Annotated in this window: 12 protein-coding genes; 8 read left to right on the top strand and 4 right to left on the bottom strand. The window is 72.7% G+C overall.

The features are described from left to right. Window positions 1–109 precede the first annotated feature (109 nt). From AC07DO_RS28515 to AC07DO_RS28535, 5 genes are all read left to right on the top strand, one after another. On the top strand, window positions 110–730 hold the full coding sequence (locus AC07DO_RS28515) for a TetR family transcriptional regulator (RefSeq protein WP_479063561.1): 621 nt from the start codon (window positions 110–112) through the stop codon (window positions 728–730). Between the two features lie 135 nt (window positions 731–865). Then, window positions 866–2,173 carry a sulfotransferase family protein gene (locus AC07DO_RS28520; RefSeq protein WP_479063562.1) on the top strand — a complete coding sequence of 436 codons (1,308 nt, stop codon included), beginning with the start codon at window positions 866–868 and terminating at the stop codon, window positions 2,171–2,173. Between the two features lie 51 nt (window positions 2,174–2,224). Then, on the top strand, window positions 2,225–3,598 hold the full coding sequence (locus tag AC07DO_RS28525; protein ID WP_479063563.1) for an MFS transporter: 1,374 nt from the start codon (window positions 2,225–2,227) through the stop codon (window positions 3,596–3,598). Window positions 3,599–3,617: 19 nt separating this feature from the next. Then, window positions 3,618–4,772: an acyltransferase family protein gene (locus AC07DO_RS28530; RefSeq protein ID WP_479063564.1), complete on the top strand. Its 1,155-nt coding sequence runs from the start codon at window positions 3,618–3,620 to the stop codon at window positions 4,770–4,772. Window positions 4,773–4,984: 212 nt separating this feature from the next. After that, window positions 4,985–5,434, top strand: coding sequence for a MarR family transcriptional regulator (locus tag AC07DO_RS28535; RefSeq protein WP_479063565.1), 450 nt, complete (start codon window positions 4,985–4,987; stop codon window positions 5,432–5,434). A gap of 88 nt (window positions 5,435–5,522) precedes the next feature. On the opposite strand, the gene AC07DO_RS28540 is transcribed toward AC07DO_RS28535, so the two are convergent. The 4 genes from AC07DO_RS28540 to AC07DO_RS28555 form a co-directional block, all read right to left on the bottom strand. Further along, complete coding sequence (locus tag AC07DO_RS28540; RefSeq protein WP_479063566.1) at window positions 5,523–6,326, bottom strand: alpha/beta fold hydrolase; 804 nt, start codon at window positions 6,324–6,326, stop codon at window positions 5,523–5,525. 107 nt (window positions 6,327–6,433) lie between these two features. Then, window positions 6,434–8,086, bottom strand: a complete 1,653-nt coding sequence (locus AC07DO_RS28545; protein WP_479063567.1) for an FAD-binding oxidoreductase — start codon at window positions 8,084–8,086, stop codon at window positions 6,434–6,436. A 75-nt stretch (window positions 8,087–8,161) separates the two neighbouring features. Then, complete coding sequence (locus AC07DO_RS28550) at window positions 8,162–9,427, bottom strand: MFS transporter (protein WP_479063568.1); 1,266 nt, start codon at window positions 9,425–9,427, stop codon at window positions 8,162–8,164. A gap of 101 nt (window positions 9,428–9,528) precedes the next feature. After that, window positions 9,529–10,440, bottom strand: a complete 912-nt coding sequence (locus AC07DO_RS28555; protein ID WP_479063569.1) for an NADP-dependent oxidoreductase — start codon at window positions 10,438–10,440, stop codon at window positions 9,529–9,531. A 202-nt stretch (window positions 10,441–10,642) separates the two neighbouring features. On the opposite strand from AC07DO_RS28555, the gene AC07DO_RS28560 reads away from it, so the two are divergent. The 3 genes from AC07DO_RS28560 to AC07DO_RS28570 are packed head-to-tail and all read left to right on the top strand — an operon-like array spanning window position 10,643 to window position 13,186. Further along, entirely contained in the window at window positions 10,643–11,953 is a 1,311-nt protein-coding gene (locus tag AC07DO_RS28560) for a sedoheptulose 7-phosphate cyclase (RefSeq protein WP_479063570.1), read from the top strand. Then, entirely contained in the window at window positions 11,946–12,761 is an 816-nt protein-coding gene (locus tag AC07DO_RS28565; protein ID WP_479063571.1) for a cupin domain-containing protein, read from the top strand. The genes AC07DO_RS28560 and AC07DO_RS28565 overlap by 8 nt, the downstream gene beginning before the upstream one ends. Beyond that, on the top strand, window positions 12,758–13,186 hold the full coding sequence (locus AC07DO_RS28570) for a hypothetical protein (protein ID WP_479063572.1): 429 nt from the start codon (window positions 12,758–12,760) through the stop codon (window positions 13,184–13,186). The genes AC07DO_RS28565 and AC07DO_RS28570 overlap by 4 nt, the downstream gene beginning before the upstream one ends. Window positions 13,187–13,202 lie beyond the last annotated feature (16 nt).

The following is a 13,202-nucleotide window of genomic DNA, read 5'->3' on the forward strand; positions in this document are numbered from 1 at the left end:
GCGACTTTCGGAAGTCGGCGTTGTCGGCGACGCGCCCAGTGCCCACAGTGGCTGTGGCGTGAAGGACCGGGGCGAGTTGCAGGGCTCCGGGGGGACAGGGAAGGGCGAGATGGTGAAGCAGGAACGGGCCGCGAGGACCCGGGAGGCGCTGGTCCGTGCGGCGGCCCACGAGTTCGAGCACACCGGGTACGAGGGCACGTCCCTCACCCGGGTCGCCGGGGCCGCGGGCATCTCGGTCGGCGCCCTCACCTTCCACTTCTCCTCCAAGGCGGGCCTGGCACAGGCCGTGCGGACGCGCGGCGACGCCGCGGTCCGCGCGTGCGTGGCGGAGGCCGGCGCGGGCGTGCCGGAAGCCGGCGCGGGCACCGCGCCCGCGCTCGACACCGTTGTCTCGCTCACCCTCGCGCTCGCACGGCTCCTCGAGGAGGACGAGGTGGTGCGCGCCGCCGTCCGGCTGTGGCGGGAGCTTCCCGACGGCGACGGCACGTGGTCCGGCCTCTGGCTGCCCGCGGTGGCGGAGGCCATCGAGCGCGCGGGCCCGGCCGGACTCGCCCCCGCCGTCGGCGAACGCGACGTGGTGCTCCTCGCGGAGTACCTCCTCGCGGGTGCGGAGTCCCGTCTCCGGGGGCGGCTCCACGGTCCCGGAGGCGAGGACGAGGGCGACGACAGCGTGGAACGGCACCTCTCCCGCCTCTGGACACTCGTCCTGCCGGGCCTGTCCGGGCACTGACGCCGGGGCGGCGCGGCCGGGCGGGGACACGTACGCGAAGACATCACAGGACTCGACGGGGCCGACCCGGCCCTGCCGCCGTGCGGACACGACACGCACGGCGGCGAGTGACGCACGTATCAGGAAGGTGGGTCGGTGAGCAGACGGAGCGAATCCGCTGTCCTCGCACGCGAGTCGGCTGTTCCCTGGGGCGGCACCGGGGGCGGCGGCCCCGTCTGGGGGCGCGGCGCGGGCAGTCCGCGACACGCCACCGGCGACCTGCCGAGGACGGCGGCACACGGGGCCCCCGGCGGGCACCCGGGCGGACGCGCCCGCGACGTGCTCGCCGTGGACGACCTCCTGGAGCGGGTGCGCGAGGACGGCGGCGCGGACGCCGTCGGGCTGCGCTTCCTGCCCGCGCTCGGGCGGCTGCTGCACTCCCTCGACACCGAGGCGGACCTGCACGCGGAGGGCCGCGCGGCCGCACGCTCCGCACTGGTGGCGGCCCTCCTGAAGCAGCAGCAGATGATCCGGCTGCTGCGGGAGCGGCCCGAGATCGCCCTGAACGACATCCGCGCCCCGATCTTCGTCACCGGACTGCCGGGCAGCGGCGCGGCGCTCCTGCACAACGCCCTCGCCGAGCACCCCGGGCTCGACGCCCCGACCCTCGCGGAACTGCACGACCCCGCGGGCCGCCCCACCACGATCCGCCGGCGCCGCGCGGCCCTCGGCCGGGCCGGGAGCGTCGCGCGGGACGCGGCGCTCGCCACGGCGGGGCGGGGCTCCGGGCTGCTCCTCGGCGCCACGCGGCCCGGCGGCTGCCACCGGCTGCTCGGCAACGCCTTCCACAGCATGGCGGCGACCCTCTCCTGGCGGGTGCCCGGCTACGCGGCCTGGCTGGAGACGGCCGACACGACCGAGGCGTACGCGTTCCACCGCGCCCAGCTCCAGGCCGTCACCTGGCGCGTCCCGGCCTCCCGCCCGGTGCTGCGCGACTCCTTCCACGCGCGCCACCTGAAGCAGCTCCTGCGGGTCTACCCGGACGCCAAGGTCGTCCAGGTGCACCGCGATCCGGCGGACACCGTCGCCGCGTGCGCCGGGATCGCGACGGCGCTGCGCGGCCGCACGGCCCGTCAGGTGCGGCCCGCCGGGCAGGAGTGGGCCGACCGCATCGAGCGCCACCTCGTGGCGTCCGAGCGGGCCCGGCTCGACGTCCCGCGCGGGCGCCTGCTCGACCTGCGCTTCGACGACCTGGTGGCGGACCCGGCCGGGCAGGTGCGCGCCGTACTCGCCTTCGCGGGGGTGACGGCGACGCCGATGTTCGACCGCGTCGTGACGACGTTCGTCGCCGGGACGGCCCGCGAGGCACGCCGCGCACGCCCCTTCCAGCCCGCCGAATTCGACCTCTCGCGCCGCGAGTTGCACAGCCGCTATGCGGTGTACCGGACGAGGTACGGCGTGTGACACATGAACCCCACCTACGCAGACCCAAGAAAGCGAGTGCCGTCGGTGACCGTGACATCTGACGAGGCGACGTCCCTGGCCCCGCCTGGGCCAGAGGCGCCCGAGGGACTGGAATCAGCCATTCCGAACTGGCGGTTGGCGCTCACCGTCGGCGTCGTCGCCCTGGGCGGACTGCTCTTCGGCTTCGACACGGGCGTCATCTCGGGAGCGCTGCTGTTCCTCAAGGAGGACTTCCACCTGACGTCCTTCCAGGAGGGCGCGGTGATCTCGTCGCTCCTGCTCGGCGCGGCGGCCGGCGCCCTGTGGAGCGGCGGGCCCGCCGACCGCTGGGGGCGGCGCGGGACGCTGATCGCCGTCGCCGCCACCTTCACGCTCGGCCTGCTGCTCGCCACCCTGGCCACCGGCTTCTGGACCCTGGTCGCCGCACGCGTGATCCTCGGGCTCGCCGTCGGATCCGCCTCCTCGCTCGTGCCGCTCTACCTCGCCGAGGTGGCGCCGCCCCGGCTGCGCGGCCGCCTCATCACGGTGAACCAGATCCTGCTCACCGCGGGCATCCTCGTCTCGTACCTGATCAACCTCTGGTTCGCCGACGACGCCAACTGGCGCGCGATGTTCGGCGCGGGCCTGATCCCGTCCGTCCTGATGCTGGTCGGCCTCTTCTTCGTCCCCGAGAGCCCGGTGTGGCTCCAGCGGCGGAGGCAGGGCGGGGTGATGACGGCACGCGAAGAGGGCGGGGACCGCGGCACACTGCGCGGGATGCTCGCCGAGCCCGTCGTGCGGCGCGCGCTGCTGATCGGCGTCACGATCGGCGCGGTGCAGCAGTTCGCGGGGATCAACACGATCATCTACTACGCCCCCAGCATCATGCAGCGTGCCGGGCTCCCCGCCACGAACTCGATCATGTACTCGGTCGCCATCGGCACGGCCAACCTGCTGATGACGGTCGCCGCGATCCCGCTGGTCGACCGGGCGGGCCGCAAGCCGCTGCTCGTCCTCTCCCTGGTGGGCATGGCCGCGGCGCTCGTGCCGCTCGGGTGCGCGCTGAACGGGGCGTTCGGCGGGGCCTCGCACGTGGTCAGCCTCGTCTCCATGGGGCTCTACGTCTCCGCCTTCGCGGTCGGCATCGGACCGGTCTTCTGGATCCTCGCCGCCGAGGTCTTCCCGCCCGCCGTACGGGCCAAGGGGGTCGCGCTGTGCGTCCTCGTCAACTGGTCCGCCAACTTCGTCGTCGGCCAGCTCTTCCTGCCCGCCGCCGATCTGTTCGGGGAGGCCGCCGTCTTCTGGTGCTTCGCCGCGGTCTGCGTCGCCGCGCTGGTCTTCGTGGTGCGCACGGTCCCCGAGACGAAGAACCGCTCGTTCGACGCGATCCAGCGGGAGCTCGCCGCAGGCACGCAGCGCCAGTCCTTGCATCAGGATGCAATCTAATTCACTCACGGAGGTCTCCATGGCGACGAACGTCGCTCCCCTCAGCAGTACGGCCCCGTCCCCGGCCGCCAGACCCGCCGGCTTCGCCCGGCTCCCCTCGCTGACCGGCCTGCGCTTCATCGCCGCGGTCATGGTCTTCCTCTTCCACGCGTCCCTGACCACCGAGCCGCCCCTGAACCCCTTCAGCGGCGACGTCTCGGACTTCTTCCACGCCGCCGCCAGCAAGACGGGGTGGATGGGCGTCACGTTCTTCTTCCTGCTCAGCGGCTTCATCCTCACCTACTCCGCCCGCCCGGACGACACGCCCCGCAGGTTCTGGCGCCGCCGCCTCGTCAAGCTCTACCCCAGCCACGTGGTCGGCTGGATCGGCGCGATGGTGCTGTTCGCCGCGGCGACCGCCACCTGGCAGCAGTGGCTGCCCAACCTGCTCCTGATGCAGACGTGGATCCCGGACTACCACACGTACCTGAGCATCAACCCGCCGAGCTGGTCGCTCTCCTGCGAGGTCTTCTTCTACCTCTGCTTCCCCCTGCTGCACCGCTGGATCTCGGCGATACGGCCCGAGCGGCTGTGGGCGTGGGCCGTCGGCCTGATCGCCGCCATCACCGCGATCCCGGCGCTCGGCTACCTCCTGCTGCCCGACGGCACCATGTCCAACGGCTTCCCGGTCTCCGAGGTCCAGTACTGGGCCGTCTACATGCTGCCGCCGGTGCGCACCCTCGACTTCGTCCTCGGCATCGTCATGGCCCGCATCCTCATGACCGGCCGCTGGATCAACCTGGGCATGCTGCCCGCCTGCGGTCTCGTCGTCGTCGGATACGCGGTCGCCAACGCCACCCCCTGGCTCTTCGGCCTCAACGCGGCGGCGCTCGTCCCGTTCGCCCTGCTCATCCCGGCCGTCGCCGCCACCGACCTGCGCGGTGACCGCTCCCCGTTCCGCGGACGCGTGATGGTCTGGCTCGGCGAGGTGTCGTTCGCGTTCTACATCGTGCACAACGTCCTCCTGGTGCACGTCCGTTCGCTGATCGGCGAGACGCGGCAGTTCGGGTTCGTCGGGGGCATGGGCGTCATGGCCCTGTACTTCGTGGTGTGCATGGCCTTCGCGTGGCTGCTGCACAAGGGCGTCGAGATGCCGATGATGCGCAGGTTCGCCAAGCCCCGCGCGAAGCGCTGACCTTCCGGGGCCGGACGAGGAAAGAGCCGGCGCGCCCTGCCCGAGGGTGCGCCGGCTCTTCCGTGCGTCCACATGCTGGCCCTCGTGACACACCTTGACCTATGCTTGCAAAGGCAAGTATTTCACTGCTGTGACGACACCGTGGGGCGCCGAGCCGCTTCCAAGGGGGCCGGGGTTCGGGCGCAGGCGATTACAGGACGGTGAAGGACGGCATGGCGACTGCCGCGCGCGGACGGCTCAGTGGCGAACTCGAACTGTGGAGGCAGCTGCTGCTCCTGGTGAACGGGGTGAGCACGACCCTCGACAAGAAACTCCAGCGCCAACACGGCGTGACCGCATCGGAGTTCACGGCCCTCTCGGTCCTGGGGCGCGGCGCGCTGCGGATGCAGGAGCTCGCCGACTCGGTGGGCTCGAGCCAGTCCACGATGAGCCGCCTGGTCACCCGTCTGGAGAACGAGGACCTGGTGGCCCGTACGGTCGGCGAGGAGGACCGGCGGGTGATGTTCGCGCACCTCACCGCCGAGGGCAAGAAGCTGGTCGCCCAGGCGCAGGGCACGTTCGCCAAGGAGCTTTCGCTCGCCCTCGACATGGCCTCCTTCGAACCGGAGACGGCGTCCCTGGTGAACCGGCTCCGGCACACCCCGGCGCCTGAGGCGCGGTAGCGGAAGCACGCGACAGAGCCCGGTGGGGGCGGCTCACCGCCCCCACCGGGCTCTGTACGGACGTACGGAAGCGCGCCCCGCAGCCGCCTCAGGCCGCCTCGGTCCCGCCCTTGGCGTCGTCCTCCGCGAGGAACTCCCCGACCAGCTCGGCCAGTTCGGCCGGCTTCTCGAAGACCGCGAAGTGGCCGGCGTCCAGCTCGGCGTACCGGCTGCCCTTGATGGCCGCGTGCAGCGCGCGGGAGTGCTGGACCGGGATCATGTTGTCGTGCGTGGCACCGATCACCAGCGTCGGCGCGGTGATCTTCGGCAGGTGCTCGGTGATGTCGAGCTCCAGGTTGAGCGCGATCTGCCGGCCGATGCCCGCGGGGACACCGCCCGAGACCATCTCCTCGACGCCCGCGACGCCGAAGGAATTCACCTGCGCCGTGGTCCAGCCGTTCAGCTGGAGGAAACGGCCGAACGTTTCGTGGTCGAGCTGGTCGAGCCGGTGCCACAGGTCGAAGTAGAGCTGCTGACGGGCGTCGTTCTTGATCCAGCCGGTGAGCAGGACCAGGCGGCGCACCTTCTCCGGGTGCACGGCCGCGTAGGCGGCGACGGCGAGCGCGCCCTGCGACCAGCCCACCAGGTCGACGGGGCCCTCGGCGCTGCTGTCCTCGATCGCCGCGTCGATCTGGGCGATGAGCAGGTCCAGGGTGAGCGGGCCGCCCTCGTCCTCGGTGGCGCCGCTGCCCGAGTAGTTGGGAACGACGACGGTGCGGCGGTCACTGAAGGTGTCGCGCAGCTGGTCGTACGTTCCCGCGTCGCCGCCGGTGCCGTGGACCAGGACGAGGCCGGGACCGGTGCCGGTCTCGAAGTACTCCACCTTGGAGCCGTGCGTCGAAGCGAAAGGCATCGCTTTCTCCTTGTTGTCGTGTCGCTGTTCTGCGGGAGGGGGGGAAGCCGCGCCGGTAGTGGCCGGCGCGGCGCCGCGGCCCGGGGAGGGACCGCGGAGATCAGGGGTCAGCCCGTGGCGGGCTCGACGGACTGGGCGTGCCGCAGGATGCCGCGCGGGTCCCAGGCGGCCTTCACGCGTTGCAGGCGCGGGTAGTTGTCCTTGTAGTAGAGGGCGTGCCACGGCGTCTGCGAGGTGTTGTGCGCCGGGTCGCCGAGGTCGACGTCGGCGTAGTTGACGAAGCAGCCGTCGTTCACGCGGCCCGGCGCGGGGACGCCGCCGGAGGCGCTGTAGACGTCCCGGTAGAACTCGCGGACCCACGCCAGGTGCCGTTCGTCCTCGGCGGTCTCCTGCCAGAACGCGAGGTACTGCAGCTTCATCACCGAGTCCCGCTGGGCCACCGCGGTCGCGTCCCGCGCGACGGCGTTGACGCGCCCGCCGTACCCCGCGATCAGCAGCAGCGCCGCCGGGTTGGTGTAGTCGGTGCGGGTCAGGTGGTGGTACGCGGCGGACAGCTGGTCGTCGGGGAAGCCCGCCCGCATGTACGCGGACTTGTCCTCGAAGCGCAGCGTCGGGTCGCCGCCCGCGAACCCGGGCCACTTGGTGGCGTGCAGGAACGGCAGCCGCTGCGTGCTGACGCGGGGCGTGACGGGCACGCCCGCGCCGACGGCGGCGACGAACGCGTCCAGGTCGGCCTCGGCGCCGGAGCGGGTGGCGTCGAGCTGCGTCACCATCGTGATCGCGCCCGCCGCCTTGTGGGCCGCCTTGAGCTGGCTGAACAGGTCGAGGTGGGTGGCGTCGGGACCGCCGTGGGCGACGAACCAGTCGCCGTAGTTCTTCACCAGGCGCTTGAAGCCCGTCTGCGTCAGACCGTCCCAGGACCAGGTGACGGTGGACGTCAGCAGCTCCGCGGGCGGGCGGGGCAGGAGGTTCGCCGGGTCGGTTCCCGTGGCGCCCGGGGTGCGGAGCAGGTACTTGGTGACGATGCCGAAGTTGCCGCCGCCGCCTCCGGTGTGCGCCCACCACAGGTCGCGCAGGCGGGCGTCGGCGCTGTCCCGGGTCGCGACCACCTTGCGCACGGTCTTGTCCTTGTCCACCGTCACGACCTCGACGCCGTGCAGGTGGTCGACGGTGAGCCCGAACAGGCGGGACAGCGCGCCGTAGCCGCCGCCGACGATGTGGCCGCCGGCCGCCACCGACGGGCAGGAGCCGCCGGGCAGCGTGACGCCCCAGCGCTTGAACAGGGTGCTGTAGACGTCGGACAGCCAGGCGCCGGGCTCCACCACGAACACCCGCTGTTCGGCGTCGTACGTCACCGACGTGAGCTGCGACAGGTCGATGACGACCTTGATGTCGGAGCTGGTGGTGAAGTTCTCGTAGCAGTGGCCGCCGCTGCGCACCGCCACGCGCTTGCCCGCGGTGACGGCCTCCTTGACGGCGTCGACCACCTGGTCGGCGCTGGTCACCAGACGTACGTAGTCGGGGCTGCCGACCCAGCGCTGGTTGGTGCCGCGGATCAGCTCCGGGTAGCGGGCGTCGTCGGGCCGCACGGTGACCGCCGTACCGGCCGCCGACGGGGCGGCCTCGGCCGCGGCGCGGACGGACGTGGCCCGGACAGGCGCAGCCTCGGCGAAGCCCGCGCCGGGGACCGTCGCGCCCAGGGCGACGCCGCCCGCCACCGCGGATCGCCGCAGGACCTTGCGCCGGGTGAGCTCACTCATCAGTGCTACTCCAGAGGAAGTCGGGTGCCACAGGTGGTTGCTGCGGCAGGTGGGGCCGCGGACGAAGGGCCGGTCTCAGTCGGTCGCGGTGTCGGCCGTGGCGGGAACGCGGGAGGGGGCGGACGCGGGGGCGGGGGCGGACGCGTGGGCGGGGTCGGTGGGCGCCGGGGCGGCCGTGGCGCGGTCGGCGCGCCGGTCCTTCCTGAGCTCGTTGGCGGCGAGGGCCATGGCGAGCCAGGAGAGGAGCGCCGACGCGGCGATGACGACGCGCAACCCGAGGTCCCAGCCGAGGAGTTGGCCGCCGAACCAGGCGCCGAAGGCGATGCCGATGTTGAACGCGCCGATGTTGATGGCGATGGCGAGCGTGGGCGCGCCGTCGCCGGCCCCCTTGAGGATGCGTGCCTGCAGCCCCGGCATGACGGCGAAGTAGGCGGCGCCGAAGACGACGAGCAGGACGAGCAGGAGCCAGGGCACCTCGCCGCCGAGCGCCATCAGGGCGAGGTCGGCGCCGAGCACCGCGAGGACGCCGACGAGCGAGGGCATCAGCGCACGGTCGGCGAGCTTGCCGCCGATGAGGTTGCCGATGAGGGAGCCGCAGCCGACGAGCAGCAGCAGCCAGCTCACGGTCGAGTCGTCGAACCCGCCCATCGAGGTGAGGATCGGGTTCACGAAGGTGTACGCGGTGAAGACGCCCGCCATCGCGAGGGCGGTGAGCAGGATGGCGATCTGGACGGTGCGGTTGCGCAGCACCCGCAGCTCGGCACCGACGCCACCGGACCCGCCGGCGACCGGCACGGGCGCGACGGGCGGCCGCCAGGCGACCAGGGCGAGGGCGAGCAGGCTCAGCCCGGCGATGCTCCAGAACGCCGAGCGCCAGCCGAAGTGCTCCTCCAGGAGGACGCCGAGGGGCACGCCGAGCACGGTGGCGAGGTTGAGGCCGACGGCGACCCGCGACACCGCCGAGGCCTCCTTGCCCTTCTCCGCCAGCGATCCCGCGACGACGATGCAGACCGCGAACAGCGTGCAGTGGGTGATCGCCGAGAGCACGCGGGCGGTCATCAGGACCGCGTACGTGGGGGCCAGCGCGGCGAGCACGTTGCTCGCCGTGAAGAGCCCCATCAGGCCGAGCAGCAGCGGGGTGCGGGGCACCCTGCTGCTGGCGAGGGTGACGAGCGGGCCGAGGACCACGACGCCGAGCGCGTACGCCGTCACGAGCAGACCCGCGTCGGACAGGGAGACGTCCAGGTCACCGGCGATGGCCGGCAGGACTCCGGCGACGACCAGCTCCGCGCTGCCGACGCTGAAGACGCAGAGCATCAGGGGGAAGAGGGCAAACGGCATGGCTGTTCCAAGTCACGGGTCGGGGCACGGGCCGGGTCACGGACCGGGGTGCGGATCGGGTCACGGACCGAGGTGTGGTCACGTCACGACGGGCGCCGCGGTCAGTCCCAGGGAGAGATCAGCAGCTTGCCGCGGGAGCCGCCCGCCGCGAGCCGCCGGTGCGCCTCGCCCACCTCGGCGAGCGGGAACGTCTCCGCGACCCGCAGCGTGAGCACGCCCTCGTCCACCAGGGCGGAGAGCTCTTCGAGGCGTCGGCCGTCCTGCTCCACGAACGACATCCGTACGTCGATGCCGCGTTCCGCGACGGGCGGCGCCGTCGGCACGATGGAGACGGCGCGCCCGCCGTCCCGCACCCCGGCGACGGAGCCGGGCAGTCCGGCCGTCTCCAGGAGGCAGTCGGCGGCGCCGGGCGGCACGGGCCGCTCGTCGGAGTACGCCTCGTGGGCGCCGAGCGCCTGCAGCCGGTCGGCGTCGCCGGACCGTCCGTACGCGAGCACCTTGAGGCCGCGGGAGACGGCGAGCTGGACGGCGAACCCGCCGACGGCGCCGGTCGCGCCGGTGACGAGCAGGGTGGCGTCGGCCGGCGAGGCGAGGGCCTCCAGCGCCTGGTGGGCGGTGAGTCCGGCGAGCGGCAGCGCGGCGGCGTCCCGGAGCTCGGCGGTGCGCGGCGCCCTGGCGGCCAGTGCCGCGTCGAGCGCGACGTACTGCGCGTGGGTGCCGATTCCGGTGGCCATCTGCGCCGACATGGCGACGACCCGGTCCCCCGCGGCGAAGCGGTCCACCCCGGAGCCGCACTCCTCGACGACGCCGGAGAGGTCCCAGCCGAGGATCATCGGGAAGCCGTGGCCCACGTTCTGGGCCGCCGACCCCGAACGGACCTCCAGGTCGACCGGGTTCACGGCCGACGCGGCGACCCGGACCAGGATCTGACCCGGTCCCGGCGTGGGGCGGGGCAGTTCGGCCACGGTCAGCAGTTCGGGGCCCCCGTACCGGGGCAGGGTGCTGGCACGCACGTAGATCCTCCTGCGAGTTATGTGATTACGGCAGAACGTAGCAGTCGTTCGGTTCTCCGCTCCCACCTCTGAGGACTACGCACGCCTACTTCGCCAAGTCCAGGAAATGGCCGCTCGCGCTTGCGGTTGATTGCTTGAGAATGCATAGATTAAGCCGCTCTCCACAGCCGAGAGGCTCACTCCGAACCAGTTGAGGTGATCCGTGTCCGGGAACAATTCGGCGCTTCTGGGCCGACCCAGCGAGCGCGTCCAGACCGTCGGGTACGGCGCGGCCGGCTCCACCGGTGACGCAGCCGTCGCGGCTCAGCCCGGCGCCGGGCTGTACGCCTACAGCGAGCGCGTCGACTCGTGGGTCGTCCGTACCGCCAAGCCCGTCAGCTACGAAGTACGCGTCGCCGACGGCCTGTTCGACTTCGAGCGCACGGACCTCCTGGAGCCGGCCGCGGCCCCCGGCAAGCGCCTGCGCCGGTTCGTGGTGCTCGACTCCGACGTCGACCTGCTCCACGGCAACCGCATCCGCGCCTACTTCGACTACCACGACGTCGAGCACGTCATCTGCGTCGTCCCAGCCGACGAGACCGTCAAGAGCTTCGAGACCGCGGCCCGCATCGTCGAGGAACTCGACGCGTTCGGCGTGGACCGGCGCCGGGAGCCCCTCATCGTCATCGGCGGCGGCGTCCTCATGGACATCGTCGGCCTGGCGAGCAGCCTCTACCGCCGCGGCACCCCGTTCATCCGCGTCCCCACCACCCTGATCGGCCTGGTCGACGCGGGTGTGGGCGCCAAGACCGGCGTCAACTTCAACGGCCACAAGAACCGGCTCGGCACCTACTTCCCCGCCGACCTCACCCTCCTGGACCGCACCTTCCTCGCCACGCTCGACCGCCGCCACATCGGCAACGGCCTCGCCGAGATCCTCAAGATCGCCCTGATCAAGGACGCCCGGCTCTTCGACGTCCTGGAGAGCCACGGCCCGCTCCTCCTGAACGAGAAGTTCCAGGGCGAGAGCGAAGCCGGCGAGGACGCCGCGCGCGAGGTCGTGCACCGCGCCATCCAGGGCATGCTCGAAGAGCTGCAACCCAACCTGTGGGAGACCAAGCTGGAGCGCTCGGTCGACTACGGCCACACCTTCAGCCCCACCGTCGAGATGCGCGCCCTGCCCGCGCTGCTGCACGGCGAGGCGGTCTGCGTCGACATGGCGCTGACCACCGCCCTCGCCCGCCGCCGCGGACTGATCGACGACGCGGACGCGCGCCGGGTCTACGACGTGATGCACGGCCTCGAACTGCCCGCCTGGGACGACCTGCTCGACCAGCCGGAACTCCTGACGGCCGCCCTGCTCGACACCGTCCGCCACCGCAACGGCCAGCAGCGTCTGCCGCTCCCCGTGGGCATCGGCGACGTCACCTTCGTCAACGACGTCACCGAGCAGGAACTCCTGGACGCGGTGGCCGAGTTGCGGGTCGCGGGACGCGGGCGCGGTCGTGACCTCGTGGAGGGCCGGCATGTCTGAGACCGCGTACGCTCCGGCTCCCGACGCCCCGGCCCCCTTCGCGTACGGCGGCGAGGTGATCGTCGGCGACGTCAGCGGCCCCGCCCACATCCACGGCGTGCACGGCACCACCGGCGTGACCCGCTGGAAGGCCCTCGCGTCCGGCGCGGACCTGCGCGGGGGCTGGGAGGCCGTCGAGTGGGCGTGCGTCCCGCCGGGCGGCGTCAGCGGCGAGCACCTGCACACCCGGACCGAGGAGGTCTACTTCATCCTCTCCGGCACGGGCGAGATCTACCTCGACGGCACCGCCCACCCGATCGCCCCGGGCTCGATGGTCCTCACCGGCCTCGGCACCGTCCACGGTCTGCGCAACACGGGCGACAGCGATCTGGCCTGGCTGGTCATCGAGATGCGCTCGCCCCGCTTCAGCGAGGCGCTCGGCGCGACCGCGCCCACCACTGCCGACGCCCCCACCCCCGCTTCCCTCAAGGAGGAGCCCCCGGTGCCCACCGCCCGCCTTCACGACCTACGAGCCGAGCGCTCCGTCTCCCCCGCCGGCGTCTTCACAGGACCGCTGCGCACGCTCGCCCTGGAGACGGTCGACGCCGCCGGCACCGTCGAGCTGACCGCCGAGGGGTGCGAGCACATGGTGTTCGTGCTCTCCGGCACGGGCTGGGTCGAGAACGGCAGCGACACCGCGGAGCTCCGCCCGGGCACGGCCGTGACGCTGCCGCTCGGCACCCGCGCCCGCATCGGCGCGGACCGGGGAGACGGCCTGGAGTTCTTCCACGCCGAGGTCGCCGTCGCGTCGCCGGGGTCCGACCGGTGATCGTCAGCGAACCCGCGCCGCCCTCCCTGCGCGGCGACAGCGGCACCTGGCGCTGTCTCGCCCGCCGCGGCATGTTGCACAGCGAGTGCGAGTCCTTCGAGCAGATCCGGCTCTCCCCCGGCGCCACCTGGGCGCACGAGCCGGCCCACGGCACCGAGGCCGCGCTGTACGCCGTCGCCGGGTCGGCGTCGGTGCACACCGACCCGACGCCCGACCGCGCGGAGCGCGTGCTCGACGCCGGTGGCGCGCTGCTCGTCGAGGCGCGCGCCGCGGTGCGGGTCACCGCCGGGGCCGAGGGGCTCGACCTCCTCGCCGTACGCGTGCTGCCCGCCGATGTCGCCTCCCGGCTCCCCGTGCGGGTGCCGGAGCTGCCGACGCGCGAGCAGACCCCGATTTTCCGCCCGCCGACCGACGACGGGCGCTGATTGAGGAGCAGACACG

Source organism: Streptomyces sp. NPDC045678 (genome assembly GCF_056432085.1).

Bases quoted from the DNA above. Each gene is read 5' to 3' on its own strand.
- AC07DO_RS28515 (WP_479063561.1), top strand. From the start codon at position 110: ATGGTGAAGCAGGAACGGGCCGCGAGGACCCGGGAGGCGCTGGTCCGT.
- AC07DO_RS28530 (WP_479063564.1), top strand. From the start codon at position 3,618: ATGGCGACGAACGTCGCTCCCCTCAGCAGTACGGCCCCGTCCCCGGCC.
- AC07DO_RS28535 (WP_479063565.1), top strand. From the start codon at position 4,985: ATGGCGACTGCCGCGCGCGGACGGCTCAGTGGCGAACTCGAACTGTGG.
- AC07DO_RS28540 (WP_479063566.1), bottom strand. From the start codon at position 6,326: ATGCCTTTCGCTTCGACGCACGGCTCCAAGGTGGAGTACTTCGAGACC.
- AC07DO_RS28545 (WP_479063567.1), bottom strand. From the start codon at position 8,086: ATGAGTGAGCTCACCCGGCGCAAGGTCCTGCGGCGATCCGCGGTGGCG.
- AC07DO_RS28550 (WP_479063568.1), bottom strand. From the start codon at position 9,427: ATGCCGTTTGCCCTCTTCCCCCTGATGCTCTGCGTCTTCAGCGTCGGC.
- AC07DO_RS28565 (WP_479063571.1), top strand. From the start codon at position 11,946: ATGTCTGAGACCGCGTACGCTCCGGCTCCCGACGCCCCGGCCCCCTTC.